The sequence below is a fragment of the Tropicimonas sp. IMCC34043 genome (assembly GCF_003390845.1).
Taxonomy (GTDB): domain Bacteria; phylum Pseudomonadota; class Alphaproteobacteria; order Rhodobacterales; family Rhodobacteraceae; genus Tropicimonas.
The window spans coordinates 489,427-505,244 of record NZ_QMEK01000001.1 but is presented as its reverse complement, the minus strand read 5'-3'; the positions used below and the strand labels follow the sequence as shown (position 1 = coordinate 505,244).

17 protein-coding genes are annotated in these 15,818 nt (G+C 65.2%); 12 read left to right on the top strand and 5 right to left on the bottom strand.

Annotation, left to right across the window (positions count from 1 at the left end; translation table 11 throughout):
• Window positions 1-100: 100 nt before the first annotated feature.
• Window positions 101-799, bottom strand: a complete 699-nt coding sequence (locus DQG17_RS02280; RefSeq protein ID WP_232829293.1) for a transglycosylase SLT domain-containing protein — start codon at window positions 797-799, stop codon at window positions 101-103.
• Between the two features lie 262 nt (window positions 800-1,061).
• Here DQG17_RS02280 and gatB point away from each other — a divergent pair, with 262 nt between their 5' ends.
• Together gatB and DQG17_RS02270 are read left to right on the top strand one after the other, a co-directional pair.
• On the top strand, window positions 1,062-2,570 hold the full coding sequence (gene gatB, locus DQG17_RS02275) for an Asp-tRNA(Asn)/Glu-tRNA(Gln) amidotransferase subunit GatB (protein ID WP_116131125.1): 1,509 nt from the start codon (window positions 1,062-1,064) through the stop codon (window positions 2,568-2,570).
• 425 nt (window positions 2,571-2,995) lie between these two features.
• Complete coding sequence (locus DQG17_RS02270; RefSeq protein WP_116131124.1) at window positions 2,996-3,550, top strand: DUF4177 domain-containing protein; 555 nt, start codon at window positions 2,996-2,998, stop codon at window positions 3,548-3,550.
• A 132-nt stretch (window positions 3,551-3,682) separates the two neighbouring features.
• On the opposite strand, the gene DQG17_RS02265 is transcribed toward DQG17_RS02270, so the two are convergent.
• Window positions 3,683-3,940: a BolA family transcriptional regulator gene (locus DQG17_RS02265; protein WP_116131123.1), complete on the bottom strand. Its 258-nt coding sequence runs from the start codon at window positions 3,938-3,940 to the stop codon at window positions 3,683-3,685.
• Between the two features lie 105 nt (window positions 3,941-4,045).
• On the opposite strand from DQG17_RS02265, the gene DQG17_RS02260 reads away from it, so the two are divergent.
• The 3 genes from DQG17_RS02260 to DQG17_RS02250 all read left to right on the top strand — a co-directional run bounded on the left by DQG17_RS02260 (window position 4,046) and on the right by DQG17_RS02250 (window position 6,726).
• On the top strand, window positions 4,046-4,672 hold the full coding sequence (locus tag DQG17_RS02260) for a DnaJ domain-containing protein (protein WP_116131122.1): 627 nt from the start codon (window positions 4,046-4,048) through the stop codon (window positions 4,670-4,672).
• Window positions 4,673-4,744: 72 nt separating this feature from the next.
• Entirely contained in the window at window positions 4,745-5,629 is an 885-nt protein-coding gene (locus tag DQG17_RS21590) for a hypothetical protein (RefSeq protein ID WP_157973489.1), read from the top strand.
• A 32-nt stretch (window positions 5,630-5,661) separates the two neighbouring features.
• Window positions 5,662-6,726, top strand: coding sequence for an OmpA family protein (locus tag DQG17_RS02250; protein WP_157973488.1), 1,065 nt, complete (start codon window positions 5,662-5,664; stop codon window positions 6,724-6,726).
• A 51-nt stretch (window positions 6,727-6,777) separates the two neighbouring features.
• On the opposite strand, the gene DQG17_RS02245 is transcribed toward DQG17_RS02250, so the two are convergent.
• Complete coding sequence (locus tag DQG17_RS02245) at window positions 6,778-7,254, bottom strand: hypothetical protein (RefSeq protein ID WP_116131119.1); 477 nt, start codon at window positions 7,252-7,254, stop codon at window positions 6,778-6,780.
• A gap of 326 nt (window positions 7,255-7,580) precedes the next feature.
• Here DQG17_RS02245 and cobS point away from each other — a divergent pair, with 326 nt between their 5' ends.
• Window positions 7,581-8,564: a cobaltochelatase subunit CobS gene (gene cobS, locus DQG17_RS02240; protein WP_116131118.1), complete on the top strand. Its 984-nt coding sequence runs from the start codon at window positions 7,581-7,583 to the stop codon at window positions 8,562-8,564.
• A 291-nt stretch (window positions 8,565-8,855) separates the two neighbouring features.
• Window positions 8,856-9,476, top strand: coding sequence for a 30S ribosomal protein S4 (gene rpsD / locus DQG17_RS02235; protein WP_116131117.1), 621 nt, complete (start codon window positions 8,856-8,858; stop codon window positions 9,474-9,476).
• 7 nt (window positions 9,477-9,483) lie between these two features.
• Here the strand turns inward: rpsD and DQG17_RS02230 are convergent, their stop codons facing one another.
• Window positions 9,484-9,867, bottom strand: coding sequence for a hypothetical protein (locus DQG17_RS02230; RefSeq protein WP_232829292.1), 384 nt, complete (start codon window positions 9,865-9,867; stop codon window positions 9,484-9,486).
• A 413-nt stretch (window positions 9,868-10,280) separates the two neighbouring features.
• Here DQG17_RS02230 and DQG17_RS02225 point away from each other — a divergent pair, with 413 nt between their 5' ends.
• Window positions 10,281-10,829: a hypothetical protein gene (locus DQG17_RS02225; protein ID WP_116131115.1), complete on the top strand. Its 549-nt coding sequence runs from the start codon at window positions 10,281-10,283 to the stop codon at window positions 10,827-10,829.
• Here DQG17_RS02225 and DQG17_RS02220 read toward each other — a convergent pair.
• A complete protein-coding gene (locus DQG17_RS02220) occupies window positions 10,794-11,393 on the bottom strand; it encodes a nicotinate-nucleotide adenylyltransferase (RefSeq protein WP_116132538.1) in 600 nt (199 codons plus the stop codon). The genes DQG17_RS02225 and DQG17_RS02220 overlap by 36 nt on opposite strands.
• A gap of 104 nt (window positions 11,394-11,497) precedes the next feature.
• On the opposite strand from DQG17_RS02220, the gene DQG17_RS02215 reads away from it, so the two are divergent.
• From DQG17_RS02215 to DQG17_RS02200, 4 genes are all read left to right on the top strand, one after another.
• Window positions 11,498-12,463 (top strand): MBL fold metallo-hydrolase, encoded by a 966-nt coding sequence (locus tag DQG17_RS02215; RefSeq protein WP_157973487.1) that lies wholly within the window; start codon window positions 11,498-11,500, stop codon window positions 12,461-12,463.
• A 505-nt stretch (window positions 12,464-12,968) separates the two neighbouring features.
• On the top strand, window positions 12,969-14,624 hold the full coding sequence (ettA, locus tag DQG17_RS02210) for an energy-dependent translational throttle protein EttA (protein WP_116131113.1): 1,656 nt from the start codon (window positions 12,969-12,971) through the stop codon (window positions 14,622-14,624).
• Window positions 14,625-14,628: 4 nt separating this feature from the next.
• Window positions 14,629-15,309, top strand: a complete 681-nt coding sequence (locus DQG17_RS02205; protein ID WP_116131112.1) for a GIY-YIG nuclease family protein — start codon at window positions 14,629-14,631, stop codon at window positions 15,307-15,309.
• A 135-nt stretch (window positions 15,310-15,444) separates the two neighbouring features.
• A complete protein-coding gene (locus tag DQG17_RS02200; RefSeq protein WP_157973486.1) occupies window positions 15,445-15,666 on the top strand; it encodes a hypothetical protein in 222 nt (73 codons plus the stop codon).
• Window positions 15,667-15,818: the final 152 nt, after the last annotated feature.

Below are 15,818 nucleotides of genomic sequence, written 5' to 3'. Positions count from 1 at the left end.
CCGGAAACATTGGATCTTGTCAATAAACCAGATGGCAGAATCGAAAAAGCGCAAGCACCCGTACGGTACTTGCGCCTCTCGCTGCGAGTGGTTGCTTCTATCAGCTCTTGCTTCTTGCCAATGCCTTGAACGGCGCCAGTACCTTTGCCTCGGCCTTCGGTTGGCAGAACGGCTGCGACCGGGTCCAGGCAATCATGTCTGCCCGCTTTGACGAGGAATGGAACGGGCCCCAGTCCGCCGCGACGCCCCGCATACCCTGCGATACGACGCCGTCGCGCGGCACGGTCCGCGCCATGATCCGGATCGCGCAGCTGACATTGTCGGCGCCATTCTTCAGTGCCGAGCCGCTTTTCGCGCTGCAGCCATACGACCGCGCGGTGCCCGGAGCGATCTGGACCAGCCCGAACCACTTGCCGCCACCACCGACCGCGGCCGGGTTCCAGGTGCTCTCGTGCTTGGCCAGGGTCGAGATCAGCCCGACCCAGAACGCCTCGCGGTCATCCTGGCTGGCCGTGACATACCCCGGGCACCAGGTTTCGATGTCGCGCGGAACCATGTTGGGCAGCGTCGCACCATAGCTTTCAAGCGCCATGAAGGCGGTTTCGGTCCAGGCATCGGCCTCGGGCCGATGATCCCACCGCATGGAATAGGCCGACGCGTCGGCCGGTGCATGAAGCCTCGGGGTGGCGTTTCGTGTGGTTTCGACCCCCGCGCAGGCAGACAGCGCCAGCGGGATCAAAACGATGGCTGCCTTCAAAGCAGTCAGGCGAAATCGCATATAGTGTTCCTGGTCGATCATTCCCAATCGTCAGGGTTGTTGCCAATGCCAACCGATCGGGCAACCCATCAGGGCCGAAGCGGCGAAAACCAGCGAGTCGCCGCCGAATCGATGACGCGCTCGTGACGGATTCCCGCCGACGGCCCATGGTGGCCGAGTCTTTTTGCTTACGGCCCCGGTGCGAATCGTGCGCAGCCGCCGACCCGCCGCCATTCGCCGGCCATCTTGCCCTGCTGCCCGGGCTGAACTATCACCCTAGCCGACCAGCCGAAGGGATCCTCCGATGCTCGACCTGACTTACGAAACCCCGAAGCCCAAGGTGATCTCGGGTGCCACCGGCGACTGGGAACTGGTGATCGGGATGGAGGTCCACGCCCAGGTCTCGTCGAAGTCCAAGCTGTTCTCCGGCGCCTCGACCCGGTTCGGCGCCGAACCGAATTCGAACGTGTCCTTCATCGACGCCGGAATGCCGGGGATGCTGCCCGTCATCAACGAATTCTGCGTCGCCCAGGCGGTGCGCACCGGGCTGGGGCTGAAAGCCGGGATCAACCTTGTCTCGGCCTTCGACCGAAAGAACTACTTCTACCCCGACCTGCCGCAGGGCTATCAGATCAGCCAGCTTTATCACCCGATCGTGGGCGAGGGCGAAGTGCTGGTCGACATGGGGCCGGGCGTGGCGCGGCTGGTCCGGATCGAACGGATCCACCTGGAGCAGGACGCCGGCAAGTCGATCCACGACATGGACCCGGCTATGTCCTTCGTCGATCTCAACCGCACCGGCGTCGCGCTGATGGAAATCGTCAGCCGCCCCGACATCCGCGGGCCCGAGGAAGCGGCGGCCTATGTCGTCAAGCTGCGCCAGATCATGCGCTATCTCGGCACCTGCGACGGCAACATGCAAAACGGCAACCTGCGCGCCGACGTCAACGTTTCGGTCTGCCGTCCCGGCGATTACGAACGCTATCAGGCGACCCAGGATTTCAGCCATCTCGGCACCCGGTGCGAGATCAAGAACATGAACTCGATGCGGTTCATCCAGGCCGCCATCGAATTCGAGGCGCGCCGCCAGATCGCGCTGCTTGAGGACGGCGGCAAGGTCGATCAGGAAACCCGGCTCTACGACCCCGACAAGGGCGAAACCCGCTCGATGCGGTCCAAGGAAGAGGCGCACGACTACCGCTATTTCCCCTGCCCCGACCTGCTGCCGCTGGAGATCGAGCAGGATTGGGTCGACGACATCGCCGCCTCGCTGCCCGAACTGCCGGACGAGAAGAAGGCGCGATTCGTCGCCGACTTCGGCATGACCGAATATGACGCCGCAGTGCTGACTGCCGAAGTCGAGGCAGCGGACTACTTTGAGGCCGTTGCCGCGGGCCGCGACGGCAAGCTTGCCGCCAACTGGGTCATCAACGAGCTGTATGGCCGGCTGAAGAAGGACGACCGGGCCATCACCGACAGCCCGGTTTCGGCAGCCCAGCTCGGCGGGATCCTCGATCTGATTGCCTCGGACGCGATCTCGGGCAAGATCGCCAAGGATCTGTTCGAAATCGTCTATGTCGAGGGCGGCGACCCGGCCGAGATTGTCGAGGCCCGCGGCATGAAGCAGGTCACCGACACCGGCGCCATCGAAACCGTGGTCGACGAGATCATCGCCGCCAACCCCGCCCAGGTCGAGAAGGCCAAGGCCAACCCCAAGCTTGCCGGCTGGTTCGTGGGCCAGGTGATGAAGGCCACCGGCGGCAAGGCCAACCCGCAGGCGGTGAACGAGATCGTGGCGAAAAAGCTGGGCTGATCCGGCCACCCGACGCGCGCCATACCGCATTGTCAGCGACAAACACCCGTCCCACGGCCGTGGGGTGGGTGCTGTTACCTTGGCGCTTCCGGGTTGTGAGACAACGTGGAGGGGGCGCAACATCACGAACGCGGAAGCCCGACGCTGCACGCACCAAAACCACATGATCGGGTGAACTTCATGGCGCACTGCCACGACCCCCCCCTAACCAGAGCCAGCCCGCGCTGCTGATCCCGCGCGCGACGCCTTGAGTCGGGCAAGCCGGGTTGTTCGGGGTGTTGCTGCCGCCGAAATGCCGGATCTGACGGGCCGTTCTGCCGCGCCGGGGCAACACCTCGCACGACAGACGCGCACAGTTTGGACGACGCTGGCCGAATCGTATAGGTAAGGGGCCTCGAAACCGAACCTCTGGGGAACAGTGCAAAATGCCGGTCTATGAATACAAGGTGGTGCCCGCCCCCGAGAAGGGCATCAAGGCCAAGGGCCTCAAGGGGACGAAGGAACGCTTCGCCGCAGCGCTCGAGGCCGCGATGAACGAACTCGGGCTGCTGGGCTGGGACTATGTCCGCGCCGACGTGCTCCCGTGCGAGGAACGCACCGGGCTGACTGGGACCGCGACCAGCTATGTCAACATGCTGGTGTTCCGCCGCGTGCTGGCCGACCAGGAGGCATCGGGCACCTTCACCCCGGTCCGGGCCGCTGTTGAAACGCCTGCGGCCGTCGCGCCCGCGCCGCAGGCCATGGCCGCGCCGGTCGCCCCGGTCCGGATGCCGTCGGACACTGGCCCGGTGCCACATGTCGACGCCCCGACCCGGACCGCGCCCGCCGCGGTCGCATCCTTCCCGCCGCTCCATGCACCGCAGCCGCCCAAGGAAACCACCGAAGCCGCCGCGGCGGCCGCCGCCGCCGCGCTGTCGGCCTATCGCGGCACGAAACCGGGACCGAAGCTTGACGGATCGGACGATCCCGAGACCAGATAGGACCCGGGACTGTCGCTGCCCCACGCGATCCGGGCCGGCAGGATTCAGCGATGACGCCCTCGGGATCAGGCCGGCGCCGCGGCCGCCCCGGGCAACCGGCCTTTGCAGGCGCGATCCCCCGGGCGCGTCGGATCAGCCGCTGATATCGAGCGCCAGGGCGTGAATCTTGCTCGTGAGCTCCTTGCCCAACGCATCGTGAACCGCGCGGTGGCGTCCCAGACGGGTCATGTCGGCAAAGGCATCGGCCGCGATCTGGACGCGAAAATGGCTTTCACCGCTGCCGTCGTGGCCCTTGTGATGCGCGTGCTTGTCGCTTTCGTTCACGATCTCGAGCGTGCGCGGCGAGAAGGCGGCGGTCAGCCGTTCTCGGATGTCATCTGATACAGTCACTTTTTTCGCCAGCCCTCTGTTGCCCAATGCGGGGGACAGTTTAAACTCCCCCGTCCGAGTCGGAAACACCCGGCAGACGCGCAGATGTTTCGGAGATCCTGACCCATGGCAAAAAGCGATCCTTTCGGCTTTGATATACGTGTCAGCACCGACAAGAAGAAACGGACGCGTGGCAAACGGGGCATGTCCGGCGCCATCGAGACCTCGCAGCGGCAATGCGACCATCCGGGCTGCGAGGAGCCGGGCAAGTACCGGGCGCCGAAATCGCCCGACTCGCTCGATGACTTCTACTGGTTCTGCAAGCAGCACGTCCGCGAATACAACCTGAAGTGGAACTTCTTCGACGGTTCGACCGAGGACGATTTCCAGACCCAGATCGACAGCGACAGGGTCTGGGGGCGCGAGACCAAGCCCCTGCGTCAAAGCTCGGAGGAACGGGCCTGGGCGCGGCTCGGGATCGACGACGCTCATCAGGTGCTCGGCGAGAATTCGACGCGCAACCCCGGACGCGCAACCTCGGGGCGCAAGCTGCCGCCGACGGAACGCCGGGCGCTCGAGATCCTCGAGGCCCGGGAGACCTGGACCAAGATCGAGATCCGCAAGGCCTACAAGGCGCTGATCAAGGTGCTGCACCCCGACATGAACGGCGGCGACCGCAGCGACGAGGACCGCCTGCAGGAGGTGGTCTGGGCCTGGGACCAGATCAAGGAAAGCCGCAACTTCAAGGATTGAGCCCGGTACGGTTTGGGGGCACGGGCAATCCGTGATAAGACTCGTCCTCGCGATATTTCTGCGAGGTTTCAAATGGTCGGGTTCCTGGACCTGCTGTCTGACGAGGTTGGTGGGCTACGGGATTTCTCAACCCGGCTGATCGACGATGCGAGGCTGAGCGGCAGTCTCGGCGCCGACGACCTTCTGGCACCGATGACGGTCCGTACCTCGTACAGTGCCGGCACCGGGATTTCGGACGACTGGCTTATATCGCACATCGAAGCGCCGTCAGGGCGGTTCCGGGGGATCGGAATGGGCACCGGCGGCGGCGGTATGGCTGTCCAGACCGGCCCGCTCGTGCGGACCGGAACCGAGGCGGCGTCGCGCCTGCTGAGGATCGACCGCTTCGCGCAGACCAGCGATCTGGGAGGATTGCCGATTCTGGAAAACAGCCTCGGGCCGCTGATCCTTGACGTGTTCAACCCGGTCATCCAGGCGGAGCTTGCAGATCGCTCCGGCATCGCCCTGCCGGACGACGGGATCTTCGATACCGATACGGATCTTGCGGCGTGGCTGCACCGGATCGACGCGACCGGAATCCTGCACATCGGCGGCAACGACGATCTGCTGGCCGAAGCCATGCAATGGGAGATCGCCGCGCCGCTTGCCACGCTGCTGCGGCGCGGGGGCGGCCCGTCTGCTGGCGCCGTACCGCCGGGGCTTGTCCGGGTCGTGGTAACGTCGAAGGCCAGCGGATTGCAGGTTCTGTCGGCGGGCGTCAGCTATACCGGATCGGGACCGAGCCTGCTGTCGCCGCAGCATTTCGGCAATACGCTGTCGTCGCCGGTCACCGGCTATCTGCAGGCCTATCGCTATTATTACTTCTATGGCGTCGCCAGCACGGCTCAACCGCCGCAGCGCGACCCCACGCCGTTTCACTGCACACCGTTCCGGACCGCGACGGCGACGTCGTTCTGAAAACCGCATTCCATGAAGACCTTGGGGGGCCCATGCTGAGCTGGCTGCTGGATTTTCTGACCGGCGTCATGCCGAGCGTCGAGAAATGGATCGGGCCCTTCGAGTCGAGCCTCGGGCTTGGCATCGCGATCATTCTGTTTGCCATGGTTCTGGTGAATATCGCCGTCCAATTGCTGCCCGCGGTTCCCGACGAGCAGCGCGGCGAGATCTATGGCACTGCGAACCTGGTGGTCGCGGTTGCGGTCGCCGTGGTCTATTTCGCCATCACTGGCCCGCAATGGCAGATCCCGATCCTGCGGACGGCTTGCGGCATGTTGCTGCTTGCGGCCGCTCTGCGGATCTTCTGGTGCGTGTCGGTCCGCAACCGCTTCGTGTTCCGCTGCGGCGAGGAAGGCACGCATTTCCTGCGCGGCACGACGCTGACGCCGCAGGCGCGCCGGGCGATCGCGGACGCGCCTTTGCTGCCCCCACCCGCAACAGGGGCAGCGGCGGGGGATCCCGTGACCCCGCCACCGGCACCGCAGTCGGATGCCGATTTCTTCTGCAATCATGTCGGCCGCGAGCCGGGCCAGGTCTGGACCGCCGCGTCCTACCGATCCGCGCGCCGCCGGCTTCACGCCGTCTACGTCGCCACGGTCACGCTGTTTGCCGCGGGGCTGGCATTGGGCGCCGTGGCCGCGAACCTGCCCGCCTATACGGTGACGCAAACGCCCGAAGCCGTGAACATCGATCTGAGCGCCGAGGTCCTGTTCGACACCGCCAAGGCCGAGCTGCGTCCAGGCAGCCAGTATTACCTGCAGCAGGTCGCACAGGCGATCGCCGCGCGCAGGCCGGTCTCGGTCTCGATCGAGGGGCATACGGACTCGCGCGGGTCGGCCGAATTCAACCTCGAATTGTCGCAGGCCCGGGCCGAGGCGGTGCGGACCTGGCTGGTCGACGATCCGGGCGGGCCGCGGATTGCCGGGGTTCCGATAGCCGCGACCGGCTTTGGCGAGACCCGGCTGAAGGTGCCCGAGGAAAGTGGCGCGGATCGCGGCGGGCTCGATCCCGCGGCGCTTCAGGCCAATCGCCGGGTCGAGATCGTACTGCGGTACTGAGCCAACGCGCGCCCGGCCGCGCGCTTCAAGAGCAGACCGGGTCGGGTGCGGTCAGCGCCGCGCCAGCCACGCCAGCAGATGGGTCAGGATCACCGTCCCGCCCCAGGCCGCCCAGACCAGCGGACGGCCGGCCCCGGCCATGGGCACGATCAGCGATTCCATCCCCATCCGGATCAGAACCGGGGCGGCAAAGCCCTGACGCAATAGGCCGGGAATGCCGACCAGAACGCCGCCGATCAGCCCGGCGAGCAGGGTGACGAGAACACCCCCGATCAACGCAAGCGCCAGCCCCTGTATCCCGCGGCGCCCGAACAGCCCGGCCAGCAGCCAGCCCGCCGCCGCGCCGCCGATTGCCTGAAACAGCAGCCGGCCAAAGACGAAGCCCCAAAGCCCATCGACCGTCGAGAGATCCTCGGGGCGTTCCTGCAGCAGGAACAGAACCGCGAAACCCGCCATCGCAAGCGCCGAGACCAGCGCCACCGTGATCCGCGGCGCCGCACCGCGCGCCCGCCCTTGCCTGCCGTTCATCTGCCGTCCCCATACCACCTGTGATTGTGCCACCCTGCCCCGTAAGCCGCCGCGGGGAAAGCATAAGTCTTCGTCCGCCACGATATCTGCGGCGATGCCGCGCCCTGTCACGGCCCCGCGGCGGCGCGCGCGCCCATTCATGTCAACGCGCTGGCCCGGGCTGCATCCGGCCGCACCGAGGTTTGCGCGCGGACAGGGATGCGGGCGCCGGTCCCCCGGCCGCGCGCAGGCTCTGACACTTGCACCCCTGCCGGATATGGTGCATCCCGGACGGCGGCTGCGCCGGTGCCCGCGCCGGGCGGCGGCAGGAATCGAGGGACAGGACCATGGCTGAGACCGGCGAAAAGCTAAGCAAACCCACCGAGGAGATTTCGGTTCGCGATGTCTTCGGCATCGACACCGACATGGTGGTCAAGGGCTTTGCCGAGCGGACCGACCGGGTGCCGGAACTGGACACAACCTACAAGTTCGATCCCGACACCACACTGGCGATCCTTGCGGGCTTTACCCACAACCGTCGGGTGATGATCCAGGGCTATCACGGTACCGGCAAGTCGACCCATATCGAACAGGTCGCCGCGCGGCTGAACTGGCCGACGGCACGGGTGAACCTCGACAGCCACATCAGCCGGATCGACCTGATCGGCAAGGATGCGATCAGGCTGAAGGACGGCAAGCAGGTGACCGAGTTCCAGGAAGGCATCCTGCCCTGGGCGCTGCGCAACCCCGTCGCCATCGTCTTCGACGAATACGACGCCGGCCGCGCCGACGTGATGTTCGTGATCCAGCGGGTGCTGGAACATGACGGCAAGCTGACGCTTCTGGACCAGAACACGGTGATCACGCCGCATCCCTCTTTCCGGCTGTTCGCGACCGCGAATACGGTGGGTCTGGGCGACACAACCGGCCTCTATCACGGGGTGCAGCAGATCAACCAGGCGCAGATGGACCGCTGGTCGCTGGTCGCGACCCTGAACTATCTGAGCCACGATGCCGAGACCGCGATCGTGTTGTCGAAGGCGCCGACCTACAACACCGAAAAGGGCCGAAAGACCGTCAGCCACATGGTGACGGTTGCCGATCTGACGCGAACCGCCTTCATGAACGGCGAGCTTTCGACCGTGATGAGCCCGCGGACGGTGATCAACTGGGCACAGAACGCGCTGATCTTCCGCTCGGTCGGCTATGCCTTCCGACTGACGTTCCTGAACAAATGCGACGAGCTCGAGCGTCAGACCGTCGCCGAGTTCTATCAGCGCTGCTTCAACGAGGAACTGCCCGAAAGCGCGGTGAGCACGGCGCTGATCTGAGGGTCTGGGTGAGGCTTTGCAGGCGGAGGGGGCGCTGCCCCCGTCGCGGCAGGCCGCGACTCCCCCGGGATATTTTCGAACAGAAGAAATCAGGCGGACGGGATATCGGGGCGGCCGCGCTTGACACCCCCGCCCAAGGCTTCTAGGACGCTGCGACCCGGCCCTTGCGGCCGGGTGTTTCATTGGTGTTGGGGGCCCCCGCGAGGGGAGGCCTGTCGCCCGGCAACGGGAGAGGACAACGCCCTTCATGGCCGCCCGTCGGGGCGGTGCCCGAAAGAAGGAGATCAGACGGTGACCAAACGCACCTCTGCCAAATACAAGATCGACCGCCGCATGGGCGAAAATATCTGGGGCCGGCCGAAATCGCCGGTCAACCGCCGCGAATACGGCCCGGGCCAGCACGGCCAGCGCCGCAAGGGCAAGCTGTCCGACTTCGGCATCCAGCTGCGCGCCAAGCAGAAGCTGAAGGGCTATTACGGCGATCTGACCGAAAAGCAGTTCAAGCGGATCTATTCCGAAGCCGCGCGGGTCCGTGGCGACACCGGCGAAAACCTGATCGGCCTGCTGGAGCGCCGGCTGGATGCGGTGGTCTATCGCGCCAAGTTCGTGGCGACGATCTTTGCCGCCCGCCAGTTCGTCAACCACGGCCACGTGCTGGTGAACGGCGCGCGCGTCAACATCCCCTCCTACCGCGTGAAGGAAGGCGACGTCATCGAAGTCCGCGACCGGTCCAAGCAGATGGCAGCGGTTCTGGAAGCCGTCAGCCTCGCCGAGCGGGACGTGCCGGATTACCTCGAAGTCGATCATTCCAAGATGACCGCCGCCTTCGTGCGGACCCCGGGTCTGAGCGATGTGCCCTATCCGGTGCACATGGAACCGAACCTGGTCATCGAATACTACGCCCAGAACTGATCCCTCGTCAGTCGACGGCCGGAAATTCAGGAAAGCGCCGCCACGGGAAACCGGGCGGCGTTTTTGCTGTCGGCCGGACGTGCGATGTGCCGGGAACGGTTCGGCGCGCGGCGCGGATGCGCGTGCCGAAGGGCTGAGAGCCGGCCGGTCCGGGCAGGATGGTGCGCCGGATGTCGGTCAACAGTACAATGACGCGCATTGCGCCCGGCGTGGCCAGCGAGGGCCACCGCCCGCGGAAACACCCGGACCGTCCGGTCCAACGGGGCGCGCAGGCCCCCTTCGACCGCCTGGTCGAGATCGCGGTCGGGTTTTGATTGAAGATCATGGTCGGCGCAAACAGGAACAGCACGACCCCGCCGGCCACCTGGAACGCGTGCCTCCCGATCCCCAATGCCTCGATCAGAAGCTGGCCGAGCAGCAGGAAGACCGTCAGCCGCCAGCACGTACCGGGGCGGCCCGCATCGCCGTGTACCGAGGGTCGGCCGCGGTGAAGGTTGCGATGACGGCGGCAAGGACCGGCACGGTGCCGATCGGATCGATGCCCCCCACAGCCTCACGACGTGCTCGAACCCGTGGTCCAAATGGGTCAAGACCTGTTGCAAAGCTGGATCCCGTTTCAATATCACGTTTGCAGCGAGTGTCGCAGGGACAGCGCGGGGCGTCGCGGCCCGGCCCGCGGCGGGTGGTCGCGGCAGGCCTGCAACGCGTGTGGCCCTGGCCTCTCGGCCCTAGGATCTGGGGCGCGAGGGGCGCGCCCTCCCGGTGCCGCTGCCGCTCGCCTTTGGAAAGACGCAGGAGGATGCAATGAAAGCGGTTCGAGGCCCGGAGCTTCCGGCAATTCTGGCGGCCCTTGCCACCCTTGCAGCCGGCCCGGCGCTGGCGCAGCAATGGTACGGCGAGGCGGGTCAGGGATTGCACAGCGCCCGTATCGAACGCGGCGGCGACAGTCTTGGTGTCAGCTGCAATATCGGCTCGGCCGTGCTTCCGGACTCGGTTTCGATATCGCTGGGCGGAACGCCGGTCGACGGCCGGACGCGGCTCGAATTCGATGACCGTCGCGGCGGCGTGAACCTGATGCTGCGCGGTGGAATATTCCAGGCCGTTGACCCGGTCAGCGACGAACTTTTCGCGATCACCGTCCGGCTGTTGCGGGGCGGGAATGTCGTCAAGGTGATGACCGCCACCGGCGAAACGGCGACGTTTCCGCTGGCCGGATCGAGCCGGGCGCTGGGACCCTGCGGGCAGCAGCCCCCGGAGACCGCGCCAACGGATGCACCGTCCCTGGCCCCGTCCGAGCCGGAGGGTGCTGTGCCCGGCCTATCCCCAATCGCCGCGGGCGCGAATCTCGGATGACGAGATATCGACCATCGGCACGTTGACAAAGCACCATGCCGGCGGTTCGGCATGGGCGAGACGCTGGCTCGCGCGCGCGGGCAGGCGCCAGCGGGCATAGCGTTCGGCCGCCTTCGAGGTTCGCGCGGGCAGCCGTTCGCCGGGACGGGCCAGCACGCCCACCGGCACGGTCTCGATGATCCGGTCCCAGTCCTCCCAGCGGTGGAACTGGGCGAGGTTGTCCGCCCCCATCAGCCAGACGAAATCGACCCGCGGATATAGCTCTCTCAACACCGTCAGGGTGTGGGCGGTATAGCGGGTGCCGATCCGGGCCTCGATATCGGTGACGGTGACCCGGGGATGGCTGACGAGCGACCGCGCCGCCGCCAGCCGCCGTTCGATCGGGGCGGGACCGTTGGCCTTGAGCGGGTTGCCGGGGCTGACCAGCCACCAGACCCGGTCGAGACCGAACCGCTTGAGCGCCTCGCGCGTGATGTGGACATGGCCAGCGTGGGGCGGATCGAACGAGCCGCCAAGCAGCCCGATCGCCTGTCCGGGCCCGGCGTGGGGCAATGCGTGTCTCACTCGTCAAAGCTCCCGGTCAGGTCCCACTTCAGTGTGATGTTTCCGTTAACCGCCGGTGTCAATCTCGGGCTATGCTGAAATCACGGGAGAGATGGGAGGACATCATGCAAAGAAGGGATTTCCTGAGGGCCCTGCCAGCCGCGGCGCTGGCCGCGGGCGCGACCGGGCTGCGACCGCTGCGGCTTGGCGCACAGGTGGCGGCGGACGATGGCGGGCAGGTTCTGGGCGCCCAGCGGTTTCAGATTGGCGATGCCGTCGTGACCGCGTTGTCGGACGGGTTCCTGATGTTTCAGGCCGGGTTGCTGAACGGCGTCGATCCGGCAGAATTCGACACGCTGGTGGCGCAGAGCCATCAGGATCCGGCCGACCTGCACGGGCCGGTGAATGCCTATCTGGTCGAGACCGGCGGCGAGACCTGGCTGATCGACACCGGCACCGGGACGGTGTTCGGCCCGACGCTTGGCCATCTGGGCGAGGCGCTCGGCGCGCTCGGGGTCGATCCGGGGCGGGTCAGCCGGCTGGTCATCACGCATCTGCACGGCGATCACATCGGCGGGGCGACCGCTGCGGGCGTACCGGTCTTCGACACTGCCGAGATGATCGTGACCGAGGCGGAACGCGACTTCTGGACCTCGGAGGCGATACGCGCCGCGGCCCCGGAGGCGGCGCGCGGGTTCTTCGATCTGGCCGCGGGCGCGCTTGCGGCCTATGGCGACCGGGTGCGCTATGTCTCGGGCGAGGTCGAGGTGGCGCCGGGGCTGACGGCGGTTCCGCTGCCGGGGCACACGCCCGGGCATACCGGCTACCTGCTCGAGTCGGGCGGCGAGAGCCTGCTGTTCTGGGGCGATGCCGTGGTCGTCTGGCCGGTGCAACTCCCCCGGCCCGCGGTCAGCGCCATCTTCGACGTCGACCCCGCAATGGCCGCGACGACCCGGGCCGACCTGCTGGCAAGCGTCTCGGCCAGCGGCCAGATGGTGGCCGGAATGCACATGGGCTTTCCCGGCGTCGGCTATGTCGAGGCCGCGGCAGAAGGCTATCGCTTCGTTCCCGCGCCCTGGCAGTATTTCTAGGCAAGCGGTCGGGCAGCCCGGCCCCACGTTTTCATCATCCGGCCGGCGCATCCCTGCGCCGGCCCCACCGCGGCCGGGCGGCCCGGGGTATGGTCGCCAAGGACCAATCCTTGCGTGGCCGGGAGCTGCGGTTCGTGTCCGTTCCGGAATACCGGACCTGACATGCGCCGGGAATTCCGGCACCATTTCCGAATATTGTTCGTATATTGAGGATCAGATTAATGCCAAAGCCAGTTCGCCCGACTCCCTCCCGCAAACCCGCAAAGCCCGCGACACCGCCCTATCGGTTCACCGACTGGGCGATGATCTGAACGCTGCTCGCGTGGGGTCACCAAACGGCGACTTCGACCATTTTCAGACCTGCCGCGGGGCGCCCTGACCGGGTGCCCCGTAGCCGTTCCGCCGCCCGACCGGGCGCGGGGTTCGGATGCCGGCAATTGCAACCTGCCCGCCTCAGGGCTAGAACCCCCCGAAGCATCACATTCGGACCAGCGAGCGCACCACTATGGCAGCCTATCAATACGTTTATCACATGGACGGCGTCTCCAAGACCTATCCGGGCGGCAAGAAGTGTTTCGAGAACATCCGCCTGAACTTCCTGCCCGGGGTCAAGATCGGCGTCGTCGGCGTCAACGGCTCGGGCAAGTCGACGCTGATGCGGATCATGGCCGGGATCGACAAGGATTTCACCGGCGAGACCCGGGCCGCCGAAGGCGTGCACGTTGGCTATCTTCCGCAGGAGCCGCACCTCGACGAGACGCTGACGGTGCGCGAAAACGTCATGCTGGGGGTCAAGGAAAAGAAGGACATCCTCGACCGCTACAACGAACTTGCGATGAACTACACCGACGAGACCGCCGACGAGATGGCGGCGCTGCAGGACCAGATCGACGCCCAGAACCTGTGGGATCTGGACAGTCAGGTCGACGTGTCGCTCGAGGCGCTGCGCTGCCCGCCGGACGATGCGATGCCCGCGACCCTGTCGGGCGGCGAACGGCGCCGGGTGGCGCTGTGCAAGCTGCTGCTCGAAGAGCCGGAAATGCTGCTGCTCGACGAACCGACCAACCACCTCGACGCCGAAACCATCGCCTGGCTGCAAAAGCACTTGATGGAATACAAGGGCACGATCCTGATCGTCACCCACGACCGCTATTTCCTCGACGATATCACCAGCTGGATCCTCGAACTCGACCGCGGCCGCGGCATCCCCTACGAGGGCAATTATTCGGCCTGGCTGGAGCAAAAGGCCAAGCGGCTGGAGCAGGAAGCCAAGGAAGACAAGGCCAAGCAGAAGACGCTGTCGCGCGAACTGGAATGGATCCGCGCCGGTGCCAAGGCCCGTCAGGCCAAACAGAAGGCCCGGATCAGCGCCTATGAAAAGCTCGCCGACCAGTCCGAGCGCGAACGCGTCGGCAAGGCGCAGATCGTGATCCCGAACGGCCAGCGCCTGGGCCAGAAGGTGATCGAGGTCGAGGGCATCTCGAAGCATTACGGCGAACGGCAACTGATCGAGAACCTGTCGTTCTCGCTGCCGCCCGGCGGCATTGTCGGCGTGATCGGCCCGAACGGCGCCGGCAAATCGACGCTGTTCCGGATGCTGACTGGCCAGGAACAGCCCGACAAGGGCACGATCACGCTCGGCACCACGGTCGATCTGTCCTATGTCGACCAGTCCCGCGATACCCTCGACCCCGACAAGACGGTGTGGGAGGAAATCTCGGGCGGCGGCGAGATCATCGTGCTGGGCGACGCGCAGATCAACTCGCGCGCCTATTGCGGCGCCTTCAACTTCAAGGGCAGCGACCAGCAGAAGAAGGTCGGCCTGCTGTCGGGGGGCGAACGCAACCGGGTCCACATGGCCAAGCTGCTGAAGGAAGGCGGCAACGTCCTGCTGCTCGACGAACCGACCAACGACCTGGACGTCGAAACGCTGCGGGCACTGGAAGACGCCATCGACGATTTCGCCGGCTGCGCCGTCATCATCTCGCACGACCGCTTCTTCCTCGACCGGCTCTGTACCCACATCCTCGCCTTCGAGGGCGATGCCCATGTGGAATGGTTCGAGGGCAACTTCGAGGCCTATGAGGAAGACAAGGTGCGCCGTCTGGGGCCGGATTCCGTGGAGCCGAAGCGGGTGAAGTACAAGAAGTTCACGAGGTAGTTTAATGATGACGGAAGACGCCGACTTGGATCAAGTCGATCCGATGGAAGATGCTAGTCCATCTTCCGCTGGTTTCATGAAATTCTACGGATTGTACTGGAAGAAGGAGTTTCTATACGATCAAAAGAAAGATGAGGCTTTGGCGGGCTTTCCGGATGGGTGGACTGGAAAAGGAAAAATTGCCGAGAGTTTTGACCGATCGATAATGAGCGTCAACTTCTGGGGCCAAAAAGGCGTGTATGTCCTCTATGATCGAGATCTGATTCCTGTCTACACGGGACAGGCCGGATTGATTAAATCATCCGCAAAGAGCGACAATGGCGGCAAATGCCTTGGCGAGCGTTTGCGTGCTCACAAACATGGAAAATACAGAAACGGTTGGAGTTTCTTTTCGTGGTTCGGTTTTCTCGATGCCTTGGATGAAAAACAGATCAAGAGCACGATAAAATTCTTTGACGACAGATCAATACTTATGAAACGGCACCCAAATTGGAAGTTCGTTCCATACAAGCAAGGTCAAAAAGACAGCGAACTGAATCTTCTTTTGGACTCATTTGAAGCCATCCTAATTGAAGCCTTTACGCCCCGTTTCAACTCGCGCGGCGGAAATCTAAAGGGTGCCACTTACGTGAATCAATTGGAAGGTGAGCCCTTCTTTGTTAAACAGGATAACCTACCAGCTTAGGCAGCTCTTGAATTCAGCACTCTGGGAACCCCGACCCTTCTCTTCAGGCCCACCCTGACCACCGACTGGCCCCCCCTGACCACCGAAGCGCAGGTCCGGCGATTGCTCGTCGGCAAGTCCCTTGTCGATGACGGGATGGCGTTCGTTCTTCATGCCGACGGGCGGATGTCTGGCCGGATCGGCGGCGGGGATCTGACCGGCACGTGGTATTGGAGCGAGGGGTTTTTCTGCCGGACGGCGCAGCGCGACGGCGAGGACCTTGGCCTTGATTGCGAGGCAATCGAGGTGTTGGGCGACCGGATCCGGTACACAAGCGACAAGGGCACAGGGGATGCCTCTATCGTGCGGGTGATCTAGCGCGGACAGGCGGCGCTTGGCGCTCGAAGGCCGGTCAGGGCCTTCAATCCATGCCACCGCAGGCAGGAACGGTCCGGGCCGCACGGCATCGCGCCAACCTCTGCGAGCATCCGGGCGAGCGAACCCGCAAGGCCCTTCCCCGTCACATTCCC

Coding starts and splice junctions, on each gene's coding strand:
- DQG17_RS02205 (WP_116131112.1), top strand. CDS start 14,629: ATGATGACGGAAGACGCCGACTTGGATCAAGTCGATCCGATGGAAGAT.
- DQG17_RS21590 (WP_157973489.1), top strand. CDS start 4,745: ATGGTCGGGTTCCTGGACCTGCTGTCTGACGAGGTTGGTGGGCTACGG.
- ettA (WP_116131113.1), top strand. CDS start 12,969: ATGGCAGCCTATCAATACGTTTATCACATGGACGGCGTCTCCAAGACC.
- cobS (WP_116131118.1), top strand. CDS start 7,581: ATGGCTGAGACCGGCGAAAAGCTAAGCAAACCCACCGAGGAGATTTCG.
- DQG17_RS02250 (WP_157973488.1), top strand. CDS start 5,662: ATGCTGAGCTGGCTGCTGGATTTTCTGACCGGCGTCATGCCGAGCGTC.
- DQG17_RS02200 (WP_157973486.1), top strand. CDS start 15,445: ATGGCGTTCGTTCTTCATGCCGACGGGCGGATGTCTGGCCGGATCGGC.
- DQG17_RS02260 (WP_116131122.1), top strand. CDS start 4,046: ATGGCAAAAAGCGATCCTTTCGGCTTTGATATACGTGTCAGCACCGAC.
- DQG17_RS02225 (WP_116131115.1), top strand. CDS start 10,281: ATGAAAGCGGTTCGAGGCCCGGAGCTTCCGGCAATTCTGGCGGCCCTT.
- DQG17_RS02270 (WP_116131124.1), top strand. CDS start 2,996: ATGCCGGTCTATGAATACAAGGTGGTGCCCGCCCCCGAGAAGGGCATC.
- DQG17_RS02280 (WP_232829293.1), bottom strand. CDS start 799: ATGATCGACCAGGAACACTATATGCGATTTCGCCTGACTGCTTTGAAG.
- DQG17_RS02215 (WP_157973487.1), top strand. CDS start 11,498: ATGCAAAGAAGGGATTTCCTGAGGGCCCTGCCAGCCGCGGCGCTGGCC.
- DQG17_RS02245 (WP_116131119.1), bottom strand. CDS start 7,254: ATGAACGGCAGGCAAGGGCGGGCGCGCGGTGCGGCGCCGCGGATCACG.
- gatB (WP_116131125.1), top strand. CDS start 1,062: ATGCTCGACCTGACTTACGAAACCCCGAAGCCCAAGGTGATCTCGGGT.